Below are 26200 nucleotides of genomic sequence, written 5' to 3' on the forward strand. Positions count from 1 at the left end.
CCACCCACCAACGGCAGCAAACGACGACGACAAGGACGGACGAGCGCGTGGCCGAGGCGGCAGAATTCCAGGGGATGGGTACCTCTCCTGCCCCCCGGTGGCTGCGGCGTACAGCCGCCCTCATCGCGGGAGCACCACTGCTGGCCGCTCTGCTCGGCGGACCGGCGGCGCAGCCTGCGCACGCCGCCCCGAAGGCCGCCGCATCAACAAGCGTCGATGTGTCCTTGGACACCCTGGCCCCGGCCGCTCCGGTGGAGGGCGACACGCTCACCCTGACCGGCACGGTTTCCAACAAGGGCAAGGAAGCGGTCACCGATACCGAGGTCGATCTCTTGATGGGGCCCCGTCTGGACGGTCGCTCCGACATCGACGACGTGGCCAAGCGCGGTGACTACTCCCCCGGAAGCGACGGCGACAAGCTGGGCGCCCCGTACGCCGTCAAGCTCCCGACCGTGGCGGCCGGACTCAGTGAGGACTTCTCCCTGAGTGTCCCGGTCAGCAAGCTCGGCCTCGACGAGGACGAGAGCGGTGTGTACCAGCTCGGGGTGTCCGTCTCGGGCCAGACCTCCAGTGAGCAGTACGAGCAGGTCCTTGGGATCGAGCGGACCTTGCTTCCCTGGCAGCCGGAGCCCGCGGACACGAAGACCCAGGCCGCCTACCTGTGGCCGCTGATCTCCTCGACGCGTCTGTCTGCGGAGACCGACACGGACGATCAGCAGAGCCCGATCTTCAGCGACGACACCCTGGCGGAGGAGCTGGCCCCCGGCGGCAGGCTGGAGCAGCTCGTCTCGCTGGGCAGCGAACTTCCTGTGACCTGGGTCATCGATCCCGATCTGCTCGCCACGGTCGAGGCCATGACCGGCGACTACAAGGTCAGGACCGGGCCCGACACCACGGTTCCCGGCCGGAACCAGGTCGTGGCCAAGAAGTGGCTGAGCTCGCTGGAGAACGCGGTACAGGGGAGCAAGGTCGTCGCGCTGCCGTTCGGCGATCCCGACCTGGCCTCCCTCGCCCATCGCGGCAAGGACGTCTCCGGGTCCCTCAGCCAGCTCCAGCCGGCCACCACGGTCGCCGAGAGCACCGTGGAGACGATTCTCCATGTGAAGCCGTCCATAGACTTCGCCTGGCCGGTGGAGGGCGCGATCGACCCGTCGATCGTCGATGTCGCGACATCAGCCGGCGCCGACAAGATCATCGCCCGCAGTGACAGCTTCCGGGAGACCGGTTCGGTGTCGTACACACCGTCCTCCGCACGGCCCATCGGCGGTGGAACCACGGCGGTCGTCGCGGACGCGCGGCTCTCCACGGCCTTCCAGGGGGACCTCTCCACTGCGGACGGCTCCACCCTCGCGGTCCAGAAGTTCCTCGCGCAGACGCTGTCCCTGACCCTTCAGGCCCCCAGCAAACAGCGCAGCATCGTGGTCGCGCCGCAGCGGACGCCGTCGGCGTCCCAGGCGCAGACGATGGCGAGCGCCCTGCGTGCCCTGTCCGACCAGCGCTGGGCCCAGCCCGTGGACCTCATCGCGGCGGCGGCCGCGAAGCCGGATCCCGATGCGACCACCGACGTTCCGGCCGCCAAGAGCTACCCCGGCCGGCTTCGCGCCCAGGAACTGCCGGTCCAGACCTTCCAGGACATCCGGACCACGCAGGAGACCCTGAACAACTTCAAGGTCATCCTCACTGCGCAGGACCGGGTGGTCACCCCGTTCGGCAACGCGCTCGACCGTGAGATGTCCACGTCCTGGCGGGGCAAGCCCAGTGCGGCGGCCGATTACCGCAGAGGGGTGCAGACCTTCCTGGAGAACCTCAGGGCCGAGGTCCGGCTGATCCAGAAGTCCGCGGTGACGCTCTCGGGCCGCAGTGCCACGATCCCGGTGACAGTGCAGAACAAGCTGCTCCAGGGGGTCGACCACCTGGTCCTCAGGCTGAAGTCCGCCAACCCGACCCGCCTGAAGCTCGATGACCACAGTGATGTGGCAGAACAGCGGATCAAGATCGAGAGCGGGCACAGCCAGTCCGTGAAGTTCGCCGCCGCGGCCAACGCCAACGGCCCGGTCCAGGTGACAGCCCAGCTCTACACCGAGGAGGGGATCCCCTATGGCGACCCGATGACCTTCACGGTCAAGGTCTCCGAGGTCACCCCCACCGTGATGCTCGTCATTGCCGGCGGCGTGCTCCTGCTCGTCCTCGCCGGGGTAAGGATGTACACCCAGCGCAAGCGCGCCGCCGCCCGTGAGGTGCCCACCGAGGCTGACTCCGACACGGCCGACGGCGACGCCGCGAGCGATGACACCGCAGCCGATGACACCGCGGAAGGCGGCGCCGGGCAGCAGCCGAGTGACCCTGCGCCGGACACCCTTCCGGAAAGCGGGGGCGCGTCGGACGCGGGTGAGAAGGTGGAGCATTGAGCGATGGCGCGGCCGGCCGGCCGGGGACGACGAGGTGGGGTAACCAATGAACGCGCCGTACGACGGTGACCGCGGGGAGGGCACGGGCAACGCCGCGCCCACCCCGGGTACCGGGTATCCGTCGCCCGATCCCCGGGCAGCGGAATCCCCGGCTGCGGGCCATGTGCCCCAGCCGGCGCACGAGCCTGCCCTCGAACCCGCCCCCGACCCCTACGTGCAGGACACCTACGCACACGATCCCTACCGGTCCCAGGACCTCTCCGCCCAGGACCCGGTTTCGGAGGCGCTGTACGACCGTGCGGCGCACCCGCCGCCACCGCCCGGTTCCTACCCTCAGCCCCAGCCGCTGTACCAGCAGCCTCCGGTGCAGCAGCACGCCCCCGATCCGCGGATCTGGGCGCAGACCCCGCCACCCGAGCCGGACGGCCCGTCGCGTCACCTGCCGTACGGGGACGACACCCGCACCGTGCAGTTCACGGGTGTGGACGAACTCGTGACCGGCGCGGGCGAGGACGAGACGGAACCGGACGCGTTCGCTCACCTCTACCGCGACCAGCAGCAGAGCGCGTCCCGTACCCAGGTCCAGACGGAGCCGAAGCCCGACCCTGCTCCCGCACCGACGAAGGCCGGAGGCCGGGCGGCCGGTCTGCTCAGGTCCAGCGCGGTGATGGCGGCGGGCACTCTGGTGTCCCGCATCACCGGGTTCGTACGCAGTCTCGTGATCACCGGCGCCCTCGGTGCCGCTCTGCTCGGTGACGCGTTCACCGTCGCCTACACCCTGCCGACAATGATCTACATCCTCACCGTCGGCGGCGGTCTCAACTCGGTCTTCGTGCCTCAGCTGGTCCGCGCCATGAAGAACGACGAGGACGGCGGCGAGGCCTACGCCAACCGGCTGCTGACGCTGGTCATGGTCGCCCTCGGCGTGATCGTCGTCATCGCGGTGTTCGGCGCGCCGCTGCTGATCGCCGCTATGTCACCCACCATCGCGGGCGACCCCCCGGCGAACAGCGTCGCGGTCACCTTCGCCCGCTACTGCCTGCCCACGATCTTCTTCATGGGCGTGCATGTGGTGATGGGTCAGATCCTTAACGCCCGGGGCAAGTTCGGCGCGATGATGTGGACCCCGGTCCTCAACAACATCGTCATGATCGCCACCTTCGGGCTCTTCATCTGGGTCTACGGCACCTCGGCGGAAACGCAGATGAGCGTGCAGACCATCCCGCCGGAGGGAGTGCGCCTCCTGGGCATCGGCACACTTCTGGGTCTGACCGTCCAGGCCCTCGCGATGATTCCCTACCTGCGCGAGACGGGTTTCCGCTTCCGGCCCCGCTTCGACTGGAAGGGCAAGGGACTCGGCAAGACGGTCAAGCTCGCCAAGTGGACCGTGCTGTTCGTCCTGGCGAACCAGGCCGGCGTGCTCGTGGTCACCCAGCTCTCCACCGCGGCGGGTGCGGCGTCCGGGAAGGACGGGGCCGGCTTCCTCGCGTACTCCAACGCCCAGCTCATCTGGGGCATGCCGCAGGCCATCATCACGGTGTCGGTCATGGCGGCTCTGCTGCCCCGGATCTCGCGGGCCGCTCACGACGAGGACTCCGGTGCCGTGCGCGACGACATCTCCCAGGGACTGCGTAACTCCGCCGTCGCGATCGTGCCGGTCGCGTTCGCGTTCCTGGCCCTGGGAGTGCCGATGTGCACCCTGCTGTACGCCTCCGCCGGTCAGGAGGCCGCACGGTCCATGGGCTTCATCCTCATGGCGTTCGGCCTGGGCCTGATCCCGTTCTCGGTGCAGTACGTGGTGCTGCGGGGTTTCTACGCCTATGAGGACACCCGCACGCCCTTCTACAACACCGTCATCGTGGCCGCGGTGAACGCGGCGGCCTCAGCCGTCTGCTACCTGCTCCTCCCTGCCGAGTGGGCCGTGGTGGGCATGGCGGCCTCGTACGGGCTTGCCTACGCGGTGGGGGTCGGGGTCGCCTGGCGCCGGCTGCGCACCCGGCTGGGCGGCGACCTGGACGGGACGCACGTGGTTCGCACCTACGCACGGCTCAGCCTGGCGTCCCTGCCCGGGGCCCTCGCGGCCGGTGCCGTGGGCTTCCTGCTGCTGAGAACGCTCGGTGAAGGGGCCCTGGGGTCGCTGGTGGCACTGATCGCCGGTGGTGTGGTCCTCCTCGGCATCTTCTTCGTCGCAGCGAGGAAGATGCGTATCGAGGAACTCAACGCCATGGTCGGCATGGTGCGCGGTCGACTCGGGCGCTGAACGGCGCACAAACAGCAGTCTCGCGCACAACTATCGTCCACCACCGCGTGTCGTGCATAGCGCCGGACTGTGGGCACAATTGGCATGGCTGTTGGATATGGCGCAACGGATGGGGAGGCAGGGAACGACGGTGGCGGAACGTAGCACGGCTGCCGTCGACGTGGCCGACAACAGCGGTGACGACCCGCTGACCGCCAAGGCGGGCAAGGCCACGACCGACGGGGCGGCGCAAGCCGACGACACGGCGGAGATGAGCGCCGAGGACATGGGCAGCGAGCGCGAGAAGAGCGAGCTGTCCTCCATCAAGACGCCCGAGGTGCACAGCGGCCATAAGCTCGCCGATCGCTACCGGCTCGAAGAATGCGTCACCCGTCTGGACGGATTCAGCAGTTGGCGTGCGGTCGACGAGAAACTGCGCCGCGCGGTCGGCGTCCATATCCTTCCGGCCGACCATCCGCGCGCCCGGTCCGTACTCGCGGCCGCCCGGTCCTCCGCGCTCCTCGGCGACCCCCGTTTCGTGCAGGTCCTCGACGCCGTCGAGGACAGCGACATCGTGTACGTCGTGCATGAGTGGCTGCCCGACGCCACCGAACTCTCGGCACTGCTGAACGCCGGGCCCATGGAGGCGCACGACGCATATCAGATGGTCAGCCAGCTCTCCCAGGCCATGGCCGCCGCCCATCGCGAGGGCCTCGCGCATCTGCGACTCACCCCGAATGCCGTACTGCGCAGCTCGACCGGCCAGTACCGAATCCGCGGTCTGGCGGTGAACGCGGCGCTGCGCGGCATCAGCGCGGCCCGACCGCAGCGCACCGACACCGAGGCCATCGGCGCCCTGCTCTACGCGGCGCTTACCCAGCGGTGGCCCTACGAGACCGACGCCTACGGCCTCTCCGGCCTCCCCAAGGGCGTCGGGATCATGCCCCCCGACCAGGTGCGCGCGGGCGTCCACCGCGGCCTCGCGGAGCTGGCAATGCGGGCACTGGTCAACGACGGAGCAACGGCATCCCGGCAGGAGCAGCCCTGCGCGACCCCGGACGAGCTGGCCAAGGCGGTGGGGGAGATGCCACGCATCCGACCCCCGGCGACGGTCTTCGCCCCGCTTCCTGAGTACCAGCGCACGACATACCAGCAGGGCACCTACAGCCGTCCGGGAGCCCGTCCCGGGGCCGCCCCCGCGCAGCCGGCCCCCGTGCCTCCCGCACCACTGGAGAGTCGCACCGGCAAGGCCCTCAAGTGGACCGTCGCCGCCCTGCTCATCGCCGCGCTCGGGCTCGGCAGCTGGCAGATCGCCGACAAGCTGCTCGACCACGACAAGTCGGCCCCCCAGCCCCCGGGGAGCAGTCAGACCAGCAACGACGGCCAGGACGACAAGTCGAAGACCCCCGTACAACTGAAGATCAAGGACGCCAGGGAATTCGCCCCGGACGGCACCCCTCAGGACTCTGACAGCGTCGACAACACCTTCGACGACGACAGTTCGTCCTTCTGGCGCACGAACAGCTTCCGGGATGGCCCGAAGTTCCACCCCAAGGTCAAGCAGGGCGTGGGAATCGTCTACGACCTCGGCTCCGCAAAGGACGTCAGCACGGCCTCGATAGGGCTGCGCTACGACGGCGACTACACGGAGATCACGCTCTACGCCGCGAACTCGCTCACACCGTCGCAGTCCGTCGACTCCATGAAGAAGATCGCAACGGCCAAGTCCAGTGGCACGTCCATGAAGTTGACGTCGAAGCAGCCAGTGCGCACGCAGTATGTGCTGGTCTGGATGACCGCCGTCCCCCATGCGGATGGGGACGATTTCAGTGATGAGGGATTCAAGCAAGGCATCACGGATGTGAAGATCAAGGGCTGATACACCGGACGAAGAGGGAGGGGGGCTCACCGTTGGACAACACCGCTCTCGGCAGCGCAGACGACCAGGAACTCCTGAAGCGTCATGTCGCCGGCGATCCAGACGCCTTCGGTGAGCTCGTACGGCGGCACCGCGACCGGCTCTGGGCCGTCGCCCTGCGCACGCTGGGCGACCGCGAGGAGGCCGCGGACGCGGTGCAGGACGCGCTTGTCTCCGCGTTCAGAGCGGCTCATACGTTCCGCGGCCAGTCCGCGGTGACGACCTGGCTCCACCGGATCACGGTCAACGCCTGTCTCGACCGGGTACGGAAAGCCACGTCCCGTAGGACTTCCCCCGTCGATGACACCGAGCGTCTAGAGCAGCTGCTCGAGCCCCATGAGTCCGCCGAAGCGCCCGCTGAGCGTGAGGATCTTCACCGTGAGCTCGTGGCGGCCCTGTCCAGGCTCCCTGTGGATCAGCGTGCCGCGCTCGTGCTGGTCGATATGCAGGGTTACCCGGTGGCAGAGGCCGCAGCGATGCTGGATGTGCCCACGGGGACGGTCAAAAGCCGCTGTGCCCGCGGCCGTGCGCGGCTCCTGCCGATGCTCACCCATCTGCGTGCCGACTCAGGACAAACCGCTGGTGACAGCAGGGGTAACGAAGGCCGCAACGGGGGAAGGAACCGGACGGCAGGGACATCCGTCCCACCGGCGATGGGACCGAAGGACGCAGGGCCGAATGATCCTGCCGGTGTGAAGGACGGAGGTAGGCGCGCGTGACCTCGACGACCGGCACGAGTCAGCACCCGGATGCCTCAGAGATCGCCGATCTCACCGAAGGTCTACTGCCCCCTTCCCGCCAGGCCGAGGTCAGAAGCCATCTCGACGGCTGCTCCCTGTGCTCGGAGGTACGCGAATCCCTCGAAGAGATCCGTGGCCTTCTCGGCACCCTTCCGGGAGCCCAGCGAATGCCGGACGACATCGCGGGGCGTATCGACGCCGCCCTGGCCGCTGAGGCACTCCTCAGCGCCAGCACGCCCCACACCGAGCCCCCCGAGCCCGCTGAAGTTTCACGTGAAACAGCGGACCGCCCACAGTCGGCTGAGACCGCTCCAGCAGATCGTCCGGCGGGACGGCCTCGTGCGGCCACGGGGCCAGGCCGGGGCCAAACCGTCCGGCGTCGCCGCCGCACCGCTGTCCTCGGTGCCGCTCTGGGCCTCGCGGCCGCAGGAATGAGCGTTCTCCTTGTCCGGAGCGTCGGGACCGGCACCGACAGCGCCGAGAAGACCCAGACCGGCCTCAGTGCCAGTGACACCGCCAGTGGACTCTCCGAGAGCACCCTGGCGGCCCGCGTTCAGCGACTGCTCGCCTCCGGCGCCACGGCACAGGAGGCTTCGCCAGGCGTCACCAAGCCGGGGCCCCGCATGCAGCCCATGCGCACCCCTGAAGGCATGGATGTGCCTGCCTGTATCCGGAGGGGCACCGGTCGCAGCGAGCCACCGCTGGCCGTGGAGCAGAGCACGTTCGACGGCACCAAGGCCTTCGTCGTGGTGCTTCCGAAACCCGGGGACGACACACAGGTGCAGGCCTATGTCGTCGACGCGTCCTGTGTCGAGGCCGCACCCTCGGGCAAAGGTGAGCTCCTGCTGACGCACGCCTATCCCCGTCCCTGAGTGCCACCGACGGCTCCGGGCCGTGGACGCGCCTGGGACCTCGCGGGAATGCCTGCCCCTTAGGATCCGTTGGGTGGGGTGAGTGGTCGAAGGCGCTCCCCGCAGGCAGTAGGCAGTCCCCAGAGACGAGGAAATTACCCGTGAGCGACGTCCGTAACGTGATCATCATCGGCTCCGGGCCGGCCGGCTACACCGCGGCGCTGTACACCGCGCGCGCCTCGCTGAAGCCGCTGGTGTTCGAAGGCTCTGTCACCGCCGGTGGCGCACTGATGAACACCACGGAGGTGGAGAACTTCCCGGGCTTCCGTGACGGCATCATCGGGCCGGAGCTGATGGACAACATGCGGGCTCAGGCCGAGCGCTTCGGTGCCGAACTCATCCCGGACGACGTCGTCGCCGTGGACCTCACCGGCGACATCAAGACCGTCACCGACACGTCGGGTACCGTCCACCGCGCCAAGGCCGTCATCGCCACCACGGGCTCGCAGCACCGCAAGCTGGGGCTGCCCAACGAGGACGCACTGTCCGGACGCGGTGTCTCCTGGTGCGCCACCTGCGACGGATTCTTCTTCAAGGACCAGGACATCGCCGTGGTCGGCGGCGGCGACACCGCGATGGAGGAGGCCACGTTCCTGTCGCGCTTCGCCAAGTCCGTGACGGTGGTGCACCGCCGTGACAGCCTGCGTGCCTCCAAGGCGATGCAGGAGCGCGCCTTCGCCGACCCGAAGATCTCATTCGCCTGGGACAGTGAGGTCGCCGAGATCCACGGCGACCAGAAGCTCTCCAGCCTGACCCTGCGCAACACCAAGACCGGCGAGACCTCCGAGCTTTCCGTGACCGGGCTGTTCATCGCTGTTGGCCACGACCCCCGCACCGAGCTCTTCAAGGGGCAGCTGGAGCTGGACGGGGAGGGTTACCTGAAGGTCGACGCGCCTTCCACGCGCACCAACCTGACCGGAGTGTTCGGGGCGGGCGACGTGGTGGACCACACCTACCGCCAGGCGATCACCGCAGCGGGCACCGGCTGCTCCGCGGCCCTGGACGCCGAGCGCTACCTCGCCGTCCTGGCGGACGAGGAGAAGGCCGCGGCCGCGGTGACGGTCTGACCGTCCGCTGCCTCAACGACTTCCCACTTCCACACCCCACCCCGCAAGATGAGGAGGCCATCGTGGCCCTGAAGACTGTGACCGACGCCAACTTCGATGAGGAAGTCCTCAAGAGCGAGAAGCCTGTGCTCGTGGACTTCTGGGCCGAGTGGTGCGGTCCGTGCCGCCAGATCGCCCCGTCGCTGGAGGCCATCGCTGCCGAGCACGGTGACAAGCTCGAGATCGTCAAGCTCAACATCGATGAGAACCCGGCCACGGCGGCCAAGTACGGCGTGATGTCGATCCCGACGCTCAACGTCTACCAGAACGGTGAGGTCGCACAGACCATCGTCGGCGCCAAGCCGAAGGCCATGCTTCTCCGTGAGCTCGACGCCTACATCAGCGACGAGGTCTCCCCGGCCTGAGGCGTCACGCTTCGTTTCACGTGAAACATGGACGGCCCAGCCCTGGGAGGGGCTGGGCCGTCCATGTTTGCAGGGACTCACAACGGCCGCAGCGCCGGCTCCTTCTGGACGGCTCCCAGCAGCCGGTCCAATGCCAGTTCCACGTCTTCCTTCCAGGAAAGCGTGGTGCGCAGCTCCAGCCGCAGCCGCGGATGCGCGGGGTGCGGGCGAACGGTCTTGAAGCCGACCGCCAGCAGATGATCGGCGGGAAGCATACAAGCGGGCTCGGACCAGCGTGCGTCCCCGAACGCCTCGATCGCCTTGAAGCCCCGGCGCAGAAGATCCTTGGCGACGGTCTGCACCATCACCCGGCCAAGGCCCTGCCCCTGGTATCCCGGGGTGATCCAGGCAGTCATCAGCTGCACCGCGTCCGGTGAGACAGGGCTCGTGGGAAAAGCCGTGGACCGCGGGACATAGGCGGGCGGAGCGTAGAGCACAAAACCGACTGGTACCTCGTCCACATAGACCACGCGCCCGCAGGAGCCCCACTCCAGCAGAACGGCGGAGATCCAGGCTTCCTTCTCCAGCTCGGGTCTGCCCGCTTTTACCGCCGCTTCTCCGCTGACCGGATCAAGCTCCCAGAAGACACACGCTCGGCAGCGCTTGGGGAGGTCTGAAAGGTTGTCCAGGGTGAGCGGTACGAGCCGACGCCCCATGAAGGCTGCTCCTCACTTCCTTCGAACGCCGCGCCAAGGGCAGCGGACAACGCACTCCGTTCCCGGAGCAAGCTGCCGATGAACCCGCCGACCGCGCCAATGCCCAGGCCGGCTGTCACTAGCTGGCTACGGCTAAGCGATCGCATCGCTCGCCTTCCTCTGAGTTGGGTAAAGGTGGATGCGCCATACCAGAACGCATCGTATCCACCCAGCGAGGACACGCCTACCGTGAGACGGCAAAGGGCGGACCGTGTTCCGCCGACTGCCGGACACGATCCGCCCTGGGGACTGAGTGGAGGCTATGCCTCGCCGTCTTCCCCAGCCTCATCCGTAAGGCTCGCGAGGCTCTTCTCCATGACGCGCCCCTCGCCCGGGGCAAGGGTGCCCAGAATCCGTTCGAGATCCTCCATCGAGGCGAACTCGACGACGATCTTTCCCTTCTTCTGACCGAGGTCCACCTTGACCCGGGTCTCGAAGCGATCCGACAGGCGCGTGGCCAGATCGCTGAGTGCCGGGGAGACCCTGCTGCCCGCCCGAGGGCCGCCCTTGGCCTTCGGGGTGCTCGAGGGGCGCGAGCCCATCAGGGTCACGATTTCCTCGACGGCTCGCACCGACAGCCCTTCGGCCACGATGCGATGCGCCAGTCGGTCCTGCTCCTCGGAGTCCTCCACCGACAGCAGTGCCCGGGCGTGCCCGGCGGAGAGCACACCAGCAGCCACACGGCGCTGGACCGGGGGAGAAAGGCGGAGCAGACGCAGGGTGTTGGACACCTGCGGACGAGAACGACCGATCCGGTCGGCTAGCTGATCATGCGTGCAGTTGAAATCCTTGATCAACTGCTCATAGGCGTGCGCCTCCTCCAACGGGTTCAGCTGAGACCGGTGAAGGTTCTCCAGAAGAGCGTCCAGCAGGAGCTTCTCGTCCTCCGTGGCCCTGACAATCGCAGGAATGCGCTCCCAGCCCGCTTCCCGGCAGGCCCGCCAGCGGCGCTCACCCATGATGAGCTCATAGCGATCCGTGCCCAGCTGCCGTACGACCACGGGCTGAAGGAGGCCGACTTCCTGGATGGACGTGACCAGTTCAGCGAGCGCGTCCTCGTCGAAGACCTCGCGCGGCTGCTGGGGATTGGGCGTGATGGCGTCCAGCGGCAGCTCGGCGAAATGCGCCACCGCGGGCGAGGCGGTCTCGGGCAGTGCCTCGGGCTCGGGCTCGGCAGTGCGCTGCTCGGGAGGCAGGAGTCCCGCGGACGGGGAGTGAGCGGCTGGGATCAGCGCATTGAGCCCACGCCCAAGCCCTCTACGTCGCTCGCTCACTGGATCTCCTCCGACACGCTTTGCTGCTGGTTGTTCTGGCTGACCACATGCGCGGACCGGCCGTCATAGTGGATTCCGACGCCCCGCAGGGCGATCTCGCGCGCCGCCTCGAGATACGACAGCGAGCCGCTGGACCCGGGGTCATAGGTGAGGACCGTCTGCCCATAGCTGGGCGCCTCCGAGATACGCACCGACCGCGGGATGCTCGTGCGGAGCACCTCATCACCGAAGTGAGTGCGTACCTCCTCCGCCACCTGCGAGGCCAGTCTTGTCCGGCCGTCATACATCGTGAGCAGGATCGTGGACACATGCAAGGCCGGATTGAGGTGGCCGCGCACCAGGTCGACATTGCGGAGGAGTTGACCGAGCCCCTCCAGCGCGTAGTACTCGCACTGGATAGGGATCAGCACTTCCGCACCCGCCACCAGGGCGTTCACGGTCAGCAGTCCCAGTGATGGAGGACAGTCGATGAGGATGTAGTCCAGGGGCTGCTCATAGGCCTGGATCGCGCGCTGAAGCCGGCTCTCCCGGGCCACCAGGGATACCAGCTCGATCTCAGCACCGGCGAGATCGATCGTGGCGGGGGCACAGAAGAGACCTTCGACGTCCGGGACCGGCTGGACCACATCGGAGAGGGGCTTGCTCTCGACCAGGACGTCATAGATCGAGGGAACTTCGGCGTGATGATCGATCCCCAGGGCCGTCGAGGCATTTCCCTGCGGATCCAGATCAATCACCAGAACCCGGGCGCCATGCAGCGCGAGCGACGCCGCAAGATTGACGGTTGTGGTGGTCTTACCGACGCCTCCCTTCTGGTTGGCGACCACAATGACGCGTGTCTGCTCAGGTCGGGGAAGACCCTCACCGGCACGCCCCAGAGCCTCCACCGCCAGTTGGGCGGCACGACCAATGGGGGTGTCGTCCATCGGCGGCGGTGTTTCACGTGAAACATCCTCCCCCGCCGACTCGGTACGGGGACCAGGGACCGGATCGGTCATCGGTCCCGCGATGTTGGCGTCGGACCGCAAGGATTCACTCTCCTCGACTTCAGGCTCGCAATGTGCAGAGCCTGCCATGGTTTCGGGGTCGCGAACCAGCGCGCTCGGTGGATCTGTGGAGAATTCCACCTCTGTGGACAAGCCCGTGACCCTAAGGAGGGGCTTGCGGTCGCGCGGCGTAGCGGCACGACCGCGGCTGATGATTCCCTGGAGCAGTGAGCGACGTTTCACGTGAAACACGATGCCCGCGCCACAGGGTCACACCGTTACGACACTCCGAAATGCGTACGTAAGGGGATCCAGGCGGAAGCAAACGCCCGGATCGACGGCAGACGCGAGGATCAGCGGCGGCGGCGGACGCGTCCGGCCCGGGCAGCCTTGGCCCGCTTGGCGGCGAACCGGACCCCACCAGGGCTTTCTCCGACCTCGACCCTCACCACGGTGGACAGCGGATCCACCACACCCTCCCCGACATGGAGGATAGAGGTCTCCACCACACCGAGTTTGGTGAGGGCCGCGCGGGCGCCGCTGATCTCCTCCTCCGCGGTGTCGCCCTTGAGGGCGAGCATCTCCCCATAAGGCCGGAGCAGAGGAACCCCCCACCCCGCGAGCCGGTCCAGCGGAGCCACCGCACGTGCCGTGACCACATGAACAGGCGGCAGCGTGCCGAGCATCTCCTCCGCCCGGCCGCGCGCCACTGTCACATGGTCAAGACCCAGCAGCTCCACCACCTCCTGGAGGAAGGTGGTGCGCCGCAGCAGCGGCTCCAGGAGTGTGATCTTGAGGTCAGGCCGCACAAGAGCCAGCGGGATACCGGGCAGACCGGCCCCGGAGCCAACGTCACAGACGGTGACCCCCTCAGGAACCACCTCGGACAGCACGGCGCAGTTCAAAAGGTGCCGCTCCCACAGCCGCGGCACTTCGCGTGGACCGATCAGGCCGCGCTTGACCCCCGCATCTGCGAGCAGCTCTGCGTAGCGGACGGCCTCGGGGAAGAACTCACCGAATACCGCCCTCGCCTCTTCAGGTGCCTGGGGAAGCTCTGATGCCTCCGTCACCGGAACCGTCCTTCCGTGCCGCGCAACCGCGCAGTGGTGCTGAGTTACAGGCTGACAAAATTCGGCCCCGTCTGCGAACAGACGGGGCCGACGGAGCAGGGAGGTCAGGCAGGGAGTACGACGACGAAGCGCTGAGGCTCCTCGCCCTCGGACTCACTGCGCAGACCGGCTGCGGCCACCGCGTCGTGCACGACCTTGCGCTCGAACGGAGTCATGGGCTCGAGCTTCACCGGCTCACCGCTGCTCTTGACCTCATCCGCCGCCTTTGCACCGAGCTCGGCAAGCTCGGAACGCTTCTGGGCACGGAAGCCGGCGATGTCCAGCATCAGCCTGCTGCGATCCCCGGTCTCCCGGTTGACCGCCAGTCGGGTCAGCTCCTGGAGCGCCTCCAGCACCTCGCCGTCCCGGCCCACGAGCTTCTGGAGATCACGGCTGCCCGCTTCACTGATGATGGAGACCGCGGCCCGGTCCGCCTCGACGTCCATGTCGATGTCACCGTCAAGATCGGCGATATCGAGGAGGCCCTCAAGGTAGTCAGCGGCGATCTCCCCCTCCTGCTCCAGGCGGGTCAGGGTGTCGCCACCCTCGGCGGCAGAGGAGGTGGTGCCTTCCGTCACGGATGGACTCCTTCTTACTTCTTGGACGACGGGTGCTTGGGCCGCTGCTGGCCCTTGCGCTGTCCGGACTTGGCTTGGCGGGCGGAAGAAGCAGAAGCGGCCTTGCCCTCGGGCTTGGCGTCACTCGGCGACCCGTCCTGCTTTTCCAGCGACGGCTTCGTGTCCGTGGCCTGCGCGGTGGCAGCACCGGACTGGCGCTGGGACTTGCTCTGACGCTTGGGCTGCTGACGCCGGGCGCCGGAAGCGCTCTCGGCCTCGGAGGCGACGGTGTCGCCTCCCTTGACCACGGTGCCGTCGGCCTGGGCGGTGTAACCCGCCTTGGCCAGGCCCGCGATGAACCGACGCTCGTTCTCATTGCGGTCCGGGCCCTTGGCCACGATGGCCTGCACGATGTTGCGCCTGCGGCGGCCACGCACCTCGCCATGGGCGCCGACGCTCTTCAGCAGACGCTGGAGGTAGCTGTCCTGAGCCTTCGAGCCCGGGGTCGGGTTCTGGTTGATCACGTACATCTGCTGGCCCATGGTCCACACGTTGGTGGTCAGCCAGTAGACGAGGACACCGACCGGGAAGTTGATGCCCATGACGGCGAAGATCAGGGGGAAGATGTACATCAGCATCTTCTGCTGCTGCATGTACGGCGTCTTGACCGAGAGGTCGACGTTCTTCTGCATCAGCTGGCGCTGCGTGTAGAACTGCGACGCCGACATCAGAATGATCATGATCGCGGTGACCACGCGGACATCGGTCAACGAGGCATGGAGCGCAGCGACCTTCTCCTCGGAGTCGGTGAACTTCGCGGCGATCGGAGCACCGAAGATCTCGGCCTGCCGCGCGCTGTCCACCAGCGTCTGGTTGAGGACGCCGATGGTCTTGCCCGAGGCGATGTTGCTGAGCACGTGGTACAGGGCGAAGAAGAACGGGGACTGCGCCAGGATGGGCAGGCACGAGGAGAGCGGATTGGTGCCCGTCTCCTTGTACAGCTTCATCATCTCTTCGGACTGACGCTGTCGGTCGTTCTTGTAGCGCTCCTGGATCGCCTTCATCTTCGGCTGGAGCGCCTGCATGTTCCGCATCGACTTGATCTGCTTCACAAAGAGCGGGATCAGGCAGATACGGATCAGCACCACCAGGGACACGATGGACAATCCCCATGCCCAGCCCGTGTCCGGGCCGAAGACCGCCCCGTACAACGAGTGGAACTGGACGATGATCCAGGAGACGGGTGTGGTGATAAAGCTGAAGAGACTGGCAATCGTGTCCACTAATCAGGCTCCTTGAGCATTGGGCGAGGTCTCTGCGGCCGGGCTGGTCTCAGGGGGTTGCCCGCCCTTGCCGCTGCGCAGGTAGTCGCGCAGCAGCTCGTGCCAACGAGGTCGTTTTCTTGGAGGGACATGGTCCACGCCGCCGGGCGACCACGGATTGCACCGCAGGATGCGCCAGGCGGTGAGGGCTGTGCCCTTCACCGCGCCATGCCGGTCTATAGCTGTGTATCCGTAGTGAGAACACGACGGGTAGTACCGGCAGACAGGCCCGAGCAGCGGGCTGATCGTCCACTGGTAAAGCTTGATCAGAGCCAGCAGCGGGTACTTCATCGCGCGCCCCCTCCCAGCAGCCGCTGAAGAGCGGCGTCCAGGTCTCGGGCCAGCTGTGCATGATCGGCGTCGCCCGCTCCGGGCAGCGCCCGTACGACCACCAGGCTACCGGGGGGCAGCACGGCGAGTCGTTCGCGTATCAGATGGCGCAGTCTCCGCTTCACCTGGTTGCGTATGACCGCACCACCCACTGCCTTGCTCACGACGAAACCCGCACGCGTCAGGGGAGCGCTCTCCCCAGGCGCGTGCGGGTCCGTTGCACCGCTGCGTAGATGGACGACGAGTAGCGGGCGTCCTGCCCGGCGTCCTCGCCGTACCGCGATCGCGAAGTCCTCGCGCCGCCTCAGCCGATTCTCGGTAGGCAGCACGTCATGACCTGTAAGCGATCAGGCGGACAGGCTGGCGCGACCCTTGCTGCGGCGGGACGCGAGAATCGCGCGGCCGGCACGGGTCCGCATCCGCAGCCGGAAGCCGTGGGTCTTCGCGCGACGACGGTTGTTCGGCTGGAAGGTGCGCTTGCTCACTCGGGGGCTCCAGTAAGAATCGGGTAATGGCGGGGCATCGCCTGGCTGTCACCGTGCGCCCACGAGTAGCTCGCAATACGCCCGAGTGCACCGCTTCACAATCATCGATCATGATCTACTGATCGTGACTTTTGCCCATCGGAGGCAGGCGGCAGCAGCCATCGACAACTCGACCTGGTCACGGTACGCGCGACTACGCCATTCGGTCAAACCAGGGTCATCGCGCGGCGGGCGGTACGCAGACTGGCAGACTGGCTGTACACAGGCTGTGGACAACAACTTGAACGCGCGGGGGCGCCTGACTACCGTGACTGGACTCGAAATCCTTTCGTGCCCGTCCTTCCCATCCTTACCGCCTGCCGGACCTGACCGACCCGTCCCGAGAAGCGCACAATCGTGGGACCTGTGAGAGAGCGTGCCTTGTGGCTGACGTACCTGCCGATCTTGCCGCAGTGTGGCCACGAGTGCTGGACCAACTCCTCGGTGACGGCCAACAGTCCATCGAGCCCAAGGACAAGCAGTGGGTCGAGCGCTGCCAGCCACTCGCGCTGGTGGCCGACACCGCACTCCTGGCCGTCCCCAATGAATGGGGCAAGCGGGTCCTGGAGGGCCGGCTGGCTCCCCTGATCAGCGACACCCTCAGCCGTGAGTGCGGCCGCCCGATCCGTATCGCGATCACCGTGGACGACTCGGTGGCCGAACCCGCGAGCCCGCCGGCCCCCCCAGGTCCTCCCCTCCCGCAGCACCGGTACGAGGACTACGGGCACCGGCCAGGGCCCGACGACGGCCTGCCGACCGTCCGCCCCGCCTACCCCGAGTATCAGCAGCGCCCCGAGACCGGAGCCTGGCCGCGCAGTCAGGAGGACCTGTCCTGGCAGCAGCCGCGGCTCGGCGCCTTCCAGGACCGCGAGGCTCCGGCGGAGCAGTGGCGCGAGCCGTACGCCGCGCCCCACACCCAGCAGCAGCGGCACGACTACCGCTCTCCGGTGTCCGACCGCGGCCCCTATGACCAGCCGCGCGGGGAGCACCGCGAGCGGCCGGAGGCTTCGTCCCCCAGACACGGTGGCCCGGGCGGGACCGGGATCGCGGGAATGCCCGGCACCGGTGTGCCCGGCAGCGGCGCGCCCGGACCGCTGGGCGCCCAGCCGGCCCCGGCGCCCGGCCCCGGCGAGCCGCACGCACGGCTGAACCCGAAGTACCTCTTCGACACCTTCGTCATCGGCGCCTCCAACCGGTTCGCGCACGCCGCGGCCGTCGCGGTGGCCGAGGCGCCAGCGAAGGCGTACAACCCCCTGTTCATCTACGGGGAATCAGGTCTCGGCAAGACCCATCTGCTCCATGCCATCGGGCACTACGCGCGGAGCCTGTACCCGGGCACGCGTGTGCGGTACGTGAGCTCCGAGGAGTTCACCAACGAGTTCATCAACTCCATCCGCGACGGCAAGGGCGACGCCTTCCGCAAGCGCTATCGCGATGTGGACATCCTGCTGGTCGACGACATCCAGTTCCTCGCGAGCAAGGAGTCGACGCAGGAGGAGTTCTTCCACACCTTCAACACGCTCCACAACGCGAACAAGCAGATCGTGCTGTCGTCGGACCGGCCACCCAAGCAGCTGGTGACCCTCGAGGACCGGCTGCGCAACCGCTTCGAGTGGGGTCTGACGACCGATGTGCAGCCTCCGGAGCTGGAGACGCGGATCGCGATCCTCCGCAAGAAGGCCGTCCAGGAGCAGCTCAACGCGCCACCGGAGGTGCTGGAGTTCATCGCGTCCCGGATCTCACGCAACATCCGTGAGCTGGAGGGCGCACTGATCCGGGTGACGGCCTTCGCGAGCCTCAACCGGCAGCCGGTCGATCTCGGGCTCACCGAGATCGTCCTCAAGGACCTCATCCCGGGCGGTGAGGACTCGGCACCGGAGATCACCGCGAGCGCGATCATGGCGGCGACCGCCGACTACTTCGGGCTGACGGTGGAGGACCTGTGCGGCTCCTCGCGAAGCCGGGTACTGGTCACGGCACGCCAGATCGCGATGTATCTGTGCCGCGAGCTCACGGATCTGTCGCTGCCGAAGATCGGGGCGCAGTTCGGCGGGCGGGACCACACCACGGTGATGCACGCGGACCGTAAGATCCGCGCGCTGATGGCGGAACGGCGCTCGATCTACAACCAGGTCACTGAGCTCACCAACCGCATCAAGAACGGCTGACAGCGCCACCGCACCGCCGCTCGGAGGGCGGGCGCACACGGGCGATCGAGGGCGCCCCGGGATCCGTCCCGGGGCGCCCTTCGGCGTTCCCGGGGCAGGACCGGGGACCGGGGTGGGGCCAGGAATGGGGACCGGGTAGGGCCAGTAATGGGCTCCGCCGGTCCGGACGGGAACCTGACCGGGTGCTCCAGAGCGCTCGGCGCGACCAGGCGCTGTTCGAATACGCAACGGTGCAGCCCAGTTCTCCACAGGAGTTGCGAAGATCCACCGTCCACAGGCTGGGGACTCCCAAGTTGTCCAGATTGTGTCCACAGCCGAGATGGCCGACACTCCATCACACCAGGTCAGCTGGTTGTGGAATTGTGGCCAAGTGGCGTCCACAGACTGTGGATTACCCAGACGTCCACAGACCTCGGTCTCGCTTGTCCCCACCCCGCCCACAGGCTGGGCCGGGTTGCCCACAACTTGTGCACAGCCCTGTCCACTGTTCGGCAACGAAACGCCCGAGCTCACCGGACCGAGTGAAAGGCGTCACACCAAGCTGCCGGGTTGGGCTGTGGGGAACCCGGGTAAAGCTGGGGACATCGCTGGGGAGAACTCCCCATGGCCTGTGTATCGGGTGTGCAGAACTTTCGCGCGTCCACAGACGACCCCGGTTGTCCACGGGCTGCACCCACAGGGCCGGTGGACAAAATTCTGGGCCTGACCTGGGCAGACGGGGTTATCCACGGTTTCCACAGGCCCTACTACTACTCCCACTTAGAGTTAGCCCGGAATTCGCTTCGAAGTGGGTGCTGTGCACAACTCGGCGCCGGACCTCTGGCCATCGCTTGTCTCGACTTGACCACGAGCCGCACCGAGTGTCGGTGCGGTGCGTCAGACTGGTCCCCGGCAGCAACCCGGCTCCCCGGCCGGCGACCATGCCGACCACGAAGACCAGCAGGGCGAGCGAGCAACAGCAGGAGGCGGTTCCGGTGAAGATCCGGGTGGAGCGCGATGTACTCGCGGAGGCGGTGGCGTGGGTGGCCCGGAGCCTCCCTGCCCGTCCGCCGGCGCCCGTTCTCGCGGGCCTTCTTCTGAAGGCGGAGGACGGCGCGCTCAGCTTCTCCAGCTTCGACTACGAGGTCTCCGCGAAGGTCTCCGTCGAGGCCGAGGTCGAGGAGGACGGGACGGTCCTCGTCTCCGGCCGGCTCCTCGCCGACATCTGCCGCGCTCTCCCCAACCGCCCTGTCGAGATTTCCACAGACGGTGTACGGGCGACGGTGGTCTGCGGTTCGTCCCGCTTCACCCTCCACACCCTGCCCGTGGAGGAGTACCCGGCGCTGCCGCAGATGCCGACCGCGACCGGCACGGTCCCCGGCGAGGTCTTCGCCTCCGCCGCTGCCCAGGTCGCCATCGCCGCCGGGCGCGACGACACCCTGCCGGTGCTGACGGGTGTGCGGATCGAGATCGAGGGAGACACCGTCACACTGGCGTCCACCGACCGTTACCGCTTCGCGGTCCGTGAGTTCCTGTGGAAGCCCGAGTCCCCCGATGCCTCTGCCGTGGCGCTGGTGCCTGCCAAGACGCTGCTGGACACCGCCAAGGCTCTGACGAGTGGTGACACCGTCACTCTGGCCCTGTCCGGCTCCGGTGCCGGCGAGGGCCTGATCGGTTTCGAGGGCGCCGGGCGCCGTACCACCACCCGGCTGCTCGAGGGCGACCTGCCGAAGTACCGGACGCTCTTCCCGACGGAGTTCAACTCCGTCGCGGTGATCGAGACCGCTCCCTTCGTCGAGGCGGTCAAGCGTGTGGCGCTGGTGGCCGAGCGCAACACCCCGGTGCGGCTCAGCTTCGAGCAGGGCGTGCTGATCCTGGAGGCCGGTTCCAGCGACGACGCACAGGCTGTGGAGCGTGTGGACGCCCGGCTGGACGGCGATGACATCTCGATCGCCTTCAACCCGAACTTCCTGCTGGACGGACTGAGCGCGATCGACTCCCCGGTCGCCCAGCTCTCCTTCACCACCTCCACCAAGCCTGCCCTGCTCAGCGGTAAGCCGGGCGTGGACGCGGAGGCGGACGAGGCGTACAAGTACCTGATCATGCCGGTGCGGCTCAGCGGCTGATCACGGCTGACCTGCGCGGTTTGCCGGAAGATGCCGACTCCTGGGGCCCCTCGTACGAGCGTCTGACCCCACAGGTGTGCACCCGCGTCCGGGCGTAGGCTCGGACGCGGGTACAGAACTGCACACGACCTGAAGGAATCACTGATGGAGCTCGGTCTCGTCGGCCTCGGCAAGATGGGCGGCAACATGCGCGAGCGGATCCGCCGCGCAGGCCACACCGTGATCGGTTATGACCGCGATCCGGATCTCGCCGATGTCCACAGCCTCGAGGAGCTGGTGGCCAAGCTCGAGGGTCCCCGGGTCGTATGGGTGATGGTGCCCGCGGGGCACACGACCCAGGCCGTCATCGACGAGCTGGCGGGGCTGCTGTCGCCCGGTGATGTCGTCGTGGACGGCGGCAACTCCCGCTGGACGGACGACGAGCGGCACGCGGTCGAGCTGGGCATCAAGGGCATAGGCTTCGTCGACTGCGGCGTCTCGGGCGGTGTCTGGGGCCTGGAGAACGGCTATGCGCTGATGTACGGCGGCAGCGAGGAGCATGTCGCCAAGGTCCAGCCGATCTTCGACGCGCTGAAGCCCGAGGGTGACTTCGGAGCGGTGCACGCGGGCAAGGTGGGCGCCGGCCACTTCGCCAAGATGGTCCACAACGGCATCGAGTACGCCATGATGCAGGCCTACGCCGAGGGCTGGGAGCTGCTGGAGAAGGTCGACTCGGTCACGGACGTCCGTGAGGTCTTCCGCTCCTGGCAGGAGGGCACGGTCATCCGCTCCTGGCTGCTCGACCTGGCGGTCAACGCGCTGGACGAGGACGAGCACCTGGACGGCCTCCGCGGTTACGCACAGGACTCCGGTGAGGGCCGGTGGACTGTGGAAGCCGCCATCGACCACGCGGTGCCTCTGCCCGCGATCACGGCGTCGCTGTTCGCGCGGTTCGCGTCCCGCCAGGAGGACTCGCCGCAGATGAAGATGATCGCCGCCCTGCGGAACCAGTTCGGCGGGCACGCGGTCGAGGTCAAGAAGTAATCCACAGGCTGTGTGCGGTTCTGCGCACGGCCTGTAGATGAGCACGGAGCAGGAGCCGGGGGAGGTCGGCGCACCACATGCACGTCACGCATCTGTCGCTGGCCGACTTCCGCTCGTATGCCCGGGTCGAGGTCCCCCTCGACCCGGGCGTCACCGCCTTCGTCGGCGCCAACGGGCAGGGCAAGACCAATCTGGTCGAAGCGGTCGGCTATCTCGCCACCCTCGGCAGCCACCGGGTCGCGTCCGACGCACCGCTGGTACGAGTGGGGGCGGACCGCGCGGTCATCCGCGCTGCGGTCACCCAGGGCGAGCGTTCCCAGCTGGTCGAGCTGGAGCTGAATCCCGGCAGGGCGAACCGCGCCAGGATCAATCGGTCCTCCCAGGTCAGACCACGTGATGTGCTCGGGATCGTGCGCACCGTCCTCTTCGCGCCGGAAGACCTCGCGCTGGTGAAGGGCGACCCGGGAGAGCGGCGGCGTTTCCTGGACGAGCTGATCACCGCGCGGTCGCCGCGGATGGCGGGGGTGCGCTCGGACTACGAGCGGGTGCTCAAGCAGCGCAACACCCTGCTGAAGACGGCCGCGATGGCGCGGCGCCACGGTGGGCGCGGGGCCGATCTGTCCACCCTTGACGTGTGGGACCAGCATCTGGCGAGGGCCGGGGCGGAGCTGCTGGCCCAGCGGCTGGATCTGATCGCGACTCTCCGGCCTCTCGCGGACAAGGCGTATGAGCAGCTCGCCCCGGGGGGCGGGCCGGTGGCACTGGAGTACCGCGGCTCGGCGGGCAGTGGAGTGCACGGCCGTGAGGAGCTGTACGAGCAGCTGCGCGCCGCGCTCGGCGAGGTGCGCAAGCAGGAGGTCGATCGGGGTGTCACGCTCGTCGGGCCGCACCGCGACGAGCTGCTGCTCAAGCTGGGCGAGCTGCCGGCGAAGGGGTACGCGAGCCACGGTGAGTCCTGGTCGTATGCGCTGGCGCTGCGGCTGGCCTCGTACGACCTGCTGCGGGCGGAGGGCAACGAGCCGGTGCTGGTGCTCGACGACGTCTTCGCCGAACTCGACGCCCGCCGACGCGAGCGGCTGGCGGAGCTGGTCGCGCCCGGAGAGCAGGTCCTGGTGACGGCGGCGGTGGAAGACGATGTGCCCGGGGTGCTGTCCGGGGCGCGCTATGTAGTGGCGGACGGCGCGGTGGAGCGCGTATGAGCGAGCACGAGGCGCCGGGAGTGCCCGGGGCTGCTGGAGGGTCCGAGCTGTCGGGTGTGGACCTGGCACGGGTGGCGCTGCGCGCGGCCAAGGAACAGGCCCGGGCACGGGGTGCGGCGGCCCAGGAGAAACGGCAGGCCAGGCGGGGTGGCGGCCTGCGTTCCGGAGCCCGCGCGGACGGCCGGGACCCGCTGCCGCTGGGCGCCGCGATCAACCGGCTGATCACCGAGCGGGGCTGGGAGACGCCCGCGGCGGTGGGCGGGGTGATGGGCCGCTGGCCGCAGATCGTGGGCGAGGACCTGGCGAAGCACTGCGTGCCGCTGCGGTACGACGAGGACCCGGACCAGCGGGTGCTGACGGTGCAGTGCGACTCGACGGCGTGGGCGACGCAGCTGCGGCTGCTGGCGCCCCGGCTGGTCGCCCGCCTGAACGAGGACCTGGGCCAGGGCACGGTCCGTCTGATCAAGGTACTTGGCCCCGGCGGCCCTGCCCGCCGCTATGGGGCGCTGAGGGCGCCGGGAAGTACGGGGCCGGGCGACACCTACGGCTGAGACCGCGCGCCGCGCGGTGCTGGTTCTCGGTGTGCCCCCATCCCGGTGCGTGCATCCCGCGTACCTGCCGGCAACCGCGGCTCGGGCGGTTTCGCGGTGCGCAGCGCCCTGTTGCCGGCGTCCGGGATGTCCGTCTCAGGCTTCCCTGGCGCCGTCGGGGGGTCCCGAGGCGGGCTGGGTTTCACGGACTTCCCGGAGACGGACAGGCCACCTGAAACGTGCGAGGCACATGAGGTGTCCCTCACCGTAGCCACGGGTTGACAGGCCGAAGCGCTCAACGCCCGTGTGAGCCTCCTGGAGCCCCTTCCTGGATATGGGGAGTCGGTCGGCGCCCGTTGAGGGCGGCACATGCGGACTCAGGTACCCGCAAACCCCCATTCATGTCGGCGATACCGGTAGACTGGTCGGTAATCCCGCCGTGTAGGCGGGACAGTCGATTAATGCCGAACGACGCAGCCGCTCCCGAAAGCCCGGAGAACGGCTCGTGCTGTGCCAGAAAGGGCGCTTCGTGGCCGATTCCGGCAACCCCAACGAGAACCTTCCGTCCACAGCTGCCGGCGGGAACGGCGAGGCATCCTCGTCGTACGACGCCAGCGCGATCACCGTCCTCGAGGGCTTGGACGCGGTTCGCAAGCGGCCTGGCATGTACATCGGCTCGACCGGTGAGCGTGGACTCCACCACCTTGTCCAGGAAGTCGTCGACAACTCCGTCGACGAGGCCCTGGCGGGCCACGCGAGCAGGATCGACGTCACGATCCTCGCCGACGGCGGTGTGCGCGTGGTCGACGACGGCCGTGGCATCCCCGTGGACATGCACCCGGTGGAGAAGAAGCCCGCCGTCGAGGTCGTGCTCACCGTGCTGCACGCCGGCGGAAAGTTCGGCGGTGGCGGCTACGCCGTCTCCGGCGGTCTCCACGGCGTGGGCGTGTCCGTGGTGAACGCGCTGTCGACCAAGGTGTCGGTCGATATCAAGCGCGACGGCTTCCGCTGGACCCAGGACTACAAGCTGGGCGTGCCCACCGCGCCGCTGGCGAAGCACGAAGCGGTCGAGGACTCCGGCACGACGGTCACCTTCTGGGCCGACGGGGACATCTTCGAGACCACCGAGTACTCGTTCGAGACGCTCTCGCGCCGCTTCCAGGAGATGGCCTTCCTGAACAAGGGCCTCACCCTGACTCTGACGGACGAGCGTGAGTCGGCGAAGGCGACGGTCGGCGCCGACGACCCCGATGCCGAGGCCGCGGAGGAGCCGAAGGCCCGCACCGTCACGTACCACTACGAGGGCGGCATCGTCGACTTCGTGAAGTACCTCAACTCCCGCAAGGGGGAGCTGATCCACCCCACGGTCATCGACATCGAGGCGGAGGACAAGGATCGGCTGCTCTCCGTCGAGGTCGCGATGCAGTGGAACTCGCAGTACAGCGAGGGTGTGTACTCGTTCGCGAACACCATCCACACCCACGAGGGCGGTACCCACGAGGAGGGCTTCCGCTCCGCGCTGACGGGCCTGGTCAACCGCTACGCACGCGACAAGAAGCTGCTGCGGGAGAAGGACGACAACCTCACGGGTGAGGACATCCGCGAGGGTCTGACCGCGATCATCTCGGTCAAGCTCGGCGAGCCCCAGTTCGAGGGCCAGACCAAGACCAAGCTGGGCAACACCGAGGCCAAGACCTTCGTCCAGAAGATCATCCACGAGCACCTCACCGACTGGTTCGACCGCAACCCCAACGAGGCCTCGGACATCGTCCGCAAGGGCATCCAGGCCGCCACGGCCCGCGTGGCCGCACGCAAGGCCCGCGACCTCACCCGCCGCAAGGGCCTGCTGGAGAGTGCCTCGCTGCCGGGCAAGCTGTCCGACTGCCAGTCCAGCGACCCCATCAAGTGCGAGATCTTCATCGTCGAGGGTGACTCCGCCGGCGGCTCGGCCAAGTCCGGCCGGAACCCGATGTACCAGGCGATCCTGCCCATCCGCGGCAAGATCCTGAACGTCGAGAAGGCCCGGGTCGACAAGATCCTCCAGAACACCGAGGTCCAGGCCCTCATCTCGGCCTTCGGCACCGGTATCCACGAGGACTTCGACATCGAGAAGCTCCGCTATCACAAGATCATCCTGATGGCGGACGCCGACGTCGACGGCCAGCACATCAACACCCTGCTGCTGACTTTCCTCTTCCGCTTCATGCGGCCGCTGGTCGAGGCAGGCCACGTGTACCTGTCCCGCCCGCCGCTCTACAAGATCAAGTGGGGCCGGGACGACTTCGAGTACGCGTACTCGGACCGGGAGCGGGACGCGCTCGTCGAGCTGGGCAAGCAGCAGGGCAAGCGGATCAAGGAAGACTCGATCCAGCGCTTCAAGGGGCTCGGTGAGATGAACGCCGAGGAGCTGCGCATCACCACGATGGACGTCGAGCACCGTGTCCTCGGCCAGGTCACCCTGGACGACGCGGCACAGGCGGACGACCTGTTCTCGGTACTGATGGGCGAGGACGTCGAGGCACGGCGCTCCTTCATCCAGCGCAACGCCAAGGACGTCCGCTTCCTCGACATCTGAGTCGGTCTCAGCTGACCGCTCGAAAGGACTGAAGACCAGCAATGGCCGACGAGAAGACCCCTGCCACCGCCGCAGAC

General features: G+C 67.9%; 22 protein-coding genes. 13 read left to right on the top strand and 9 right to left on the bottom strand.

Translation table 11 applies throughout. The annotated features are described in order from the left end of the window. Window positions 1–47 precede the first annotated feature (47 nt). The 7 genes from ABZ532_RS11035 (at window position 48) to trxA (ending at window position 9687) form a co-directional block, all read left to right on the top strand. Window positions 48–2408 (top strand): DUF6049 family protein, encoded by a 2361-nt coding sequence (locus ABZ532_RS11035; protein ID WP_361281039.1) that lies wholly within the window; start codon window positions 48–50, stop codon window positions 2406–2408. A 46-nt stretch (window positions 2409–2454) separates the two neighbouring features. After that, window positions 2455–4668 (top strand): murein biosynthesis integral membrane protein MurJ, encoded by a 2214-nt coding sequence (gene murJ, locus ABZ532_RS11040; protein WP_361281041.1) that lies wholly within the window; start codon window positions 2455–2457, stop codon window positions 4666–4668. 130 nt (window positions 4669–4798) lie between these two features. Then, window positions 4799–6526, top strand: coding sequence for a protein kinase family protein (locus ABZ532_RS11045; protein WP_361281043.1), 1728 nt, complete (start codon window positions 4799–4801; stop codon window positions 6524–6526). Window positions 6527–6558: 32 nt separating this feature from the next. Further along, entirely contained in the window at window positions 6559–7284 is a 726-nt protein-coding gene (gene sigM, locus ABZ532_RS11050; RefSeq protein ID WP_361281044.1) for an RNA polymerase sigma factor SigM, read from the top strand. Window positions 7285–7736: 452 nt separating this feature from the next. Beyond that, window positions 7737–8177 (top strand): hypothetical protein, encoded by a 441-nt coding sequence (locus tag ABZ532_RS11055; RefSeq protein WP_361281045.1) that lies wholly within the window; start codon window positions 7737–7739, stop codon window positions 8175–8177. A gap of 140 nt (window positions 8178–8317) precedes the next feature. Next, window positions 8318–9283, top strand: coding sequence for a thioredoxin-disulfide reductase (gene trxB / locus ABZ532_RS11060; RefSeq protein WP_361281046.1), 966 nt, complete (start codon window positions 8318–8320; stop codon window positions 9281–9283). A gap of 62 nt (window positions 9284–9345) precedes the next feature. Beyond that, the gene (trxA, locus tag ABZ532_RS11065; protein WP_361281048.1) at window positions 9346–9687 is read left to right on the top strand and encodes a thioredoxin; all 342 of its coding nucleotides are present in this window, start codon (window positions 9346–9348) and stop codon (window positions 9685–9687) included. Window positions 9688–9764: 77 nt separating this feature from the next. On the opposite strand, the gene ABZ532_RS11070 is transcribed toward trxA, so the two are convergent. The 9 genes from ABZ532_RS11070 to rpmH all read right to left on the bottom strand — a co-directional run bounded on the left by ABZ532_RS11070 (window position 9765) and on the right by rpmH (window position 16484). Then, window positions 9765–10382: a GNAT family N-acetyltransferase gene (locus tag ABZ532_RS11070; RefSeq protein ID WP_361281049.1), complete on the bottom strand. Its 618-nt coding sequence runs from the start codon at window positions 10380–10382 to the stop codon at window positions 9765–9767. A gap of 299 nt (window positions 10383–10681) precedes the next feature. Beyond that, window positions 10682–11695, bottom strand: coding sequence for a ParB/RepB/Spo0J family partition protein (locus ABZ532_RS11075; protein ID WP_361281050.1), 1014 nt, complete (start codon window positions 11693–11695; stop codon window positions 10682–10684). Beyond that, window positions 11692–12771 (bottom strand): ParA family protein, encoded by a 1080-nt coding sequence (locus tag ABZ532_RS11080; RefSeq protein WP_361281177.1) that lies wholly within the window; start codon window positions 12769–12771, stop codon window positions 11692–11694. The genes ABZ532_RS11075 and ABZ532_RS11080 overlap by 4 nt, the downstream gene beginning before the upstream one ends. 263 nt (window positions 12772–13034) lie before the next feature. Then, complete coding sequence (gene rsmG, locus ABZ532_RS11085; protein ID WP_361281051.1) at window positions 13035–13751, bottom strand: 16S rRNA (guanine(527)-N(7))-methyltransferase RsmG; 717 nt, start codon at window positions 13749–13751, stop codon at window positions 13035–13037. A gap of 104 nt (window positions 13752–13855) precedes the next feature. After that, window positions 13856–14368, bottom strand: coding sequence for a R3H domain-containing nucleic acid-binding protein (locus tag ABZ532_RS11090; RefSeq protein WP_361281052.1), 513 nt, complete (start codon window positions 14366–14368; stop codon window positions 13856–13858). Between the two features lie 14 nt (window positions 14369–14382). Further along, window positions 14383–15630, bottom strand: a complete 1248-nt coding sequence (gene yidC / locus ABZ532_RS11095) for a membrane protein insertase YidC (protein WP_361281053.1) — start codon at window positions 15628–15630, stop codon at window positions 14383–14385. A gap of 3 nt (window positions 15631–15633) precedes the next feature. Continuing rightward, a complete protein-coding gene (gene yidD, locus ABZ532_RS11100) occupies window positions 15634–15960 on the bottom strand; it encodes a membrane protein insertion efficiency factor YidD (RefSeq protein WP_361281054.1) in 327 nt (108 codons plus the stop codon). Next, entirely contained in the window at window positions 15957–16328 is a 372-nt protein-coding gene (gene rnpA / locus ABZ532_RS11105) for a ribonuclease P protein component (protein ID WP_361281055.1), read from the bottom strand. Before rnpA ends, yidD begins: the two co-directional genes overlap by 4 nt. 18 nt (window positions 16329–16346) lie before the next feature. Further along, window positions 16347–16484: a 50S ribosomal protein L34 gene (gene rpmH, locus ABZ532_RS11110; RefSeq protein ID WP_006348049.1), complete on the bottom strand. Its 138-nt coding sequence runs from the start codon at window positions 16482–16484 to the stop codon at window positions 16347–16349. Window positions 16485–16906: 422 nt separating this feature from the next. Here rpmH and dnaA point away from each other — a divergent pair, with 422 nt between their 5' ends. The 6 genes from dnaA (at window position 16907) to gyrB (ending at window position 26123) form a co-directional block, all read left to right on the top strand. Further along, window positions 16907–18691, top strand: coding sequence for a chromosomal replication initiator protein DnaA (dnaA, locus tag ABZ532_RS11115; protein WP_361281056.1), 1785 nt, complete (start codon window positions 16907–16909; stop codon window positions 18689–18691). A 974-nt stretch (window positions 18692–19665) separates the two neighbouring features. Beyond that, entirely contained in the window at window positions 19666–20796 is a 1131-nt protein-coding gene (gene dnaN, locus ABZ532_RS11120) for a DNA polymerase III subunit beta (RefSeq protein WP_361281179.1), read from the top strand. A gap of 144 nt (window positions 20797–20940) precedes the next feature. Beyond that, window positions 20941–21819, top strand: coding sequence for a phosphogluconate dehydrogenase (NAD(+)-dependent, decarboxylating) (gnd, locus tag ABZ532_RS11125; protein ID WP_361281057.1), 879 nt, complete (start codon window positions 20941–20943; stop codon window positions 21817–21819). Window positions 21820–21896: 77 nt separating this feature from the next. Further along, window positions 21897–23018, top strand: coding sequence for a DNA replication/repair protein RecF (recF, locus tag ABZ532_RS11130; RefSeq protein WP_361281060.1), 1122 nt, complete (start codon window positions 21897–21899; stop codon window positions 23016–23018). Then, window positions 23015–23569, top strand: coding sequence for a DciA family protein (locus tag ABZ532_RS11135; RefSeq protein ID WP_361281062.1), 555 nt, complete (start codon window positions 23015–23017; stop codon window positions 23567–23569). The genes recF and ABZ532_RS11135 overlap by 4 nt, the downstream gene beginning before the upstream one ends. A gap of 484 nt (window positions 23570–24053) precedes the next feature. After that, window positions 24054–26123 (top strand): DNA topoisomerase (ATP-hydrolyzing) subunit B, encoded by a 2070-nt coding sequence (gene gyrB, locus ABZ532_RS11140; protein WP_361281065.1) that lies wholly within the window; start codon window positions 24054–24056, stop codon window positions 26121–26123. Window positions 26124–26200: the final 77 nt, after the last annotated feature.

The sequence above is a fragment of the Streptomyces sp. NPDC019396 genome (genome assembly GCF_040632375.1).
Classification (GTDB): Bacteria; Actinomycetota; Actinomycetes; order Streptomycetales; family Streptomycetaceae; genus Streptomyces.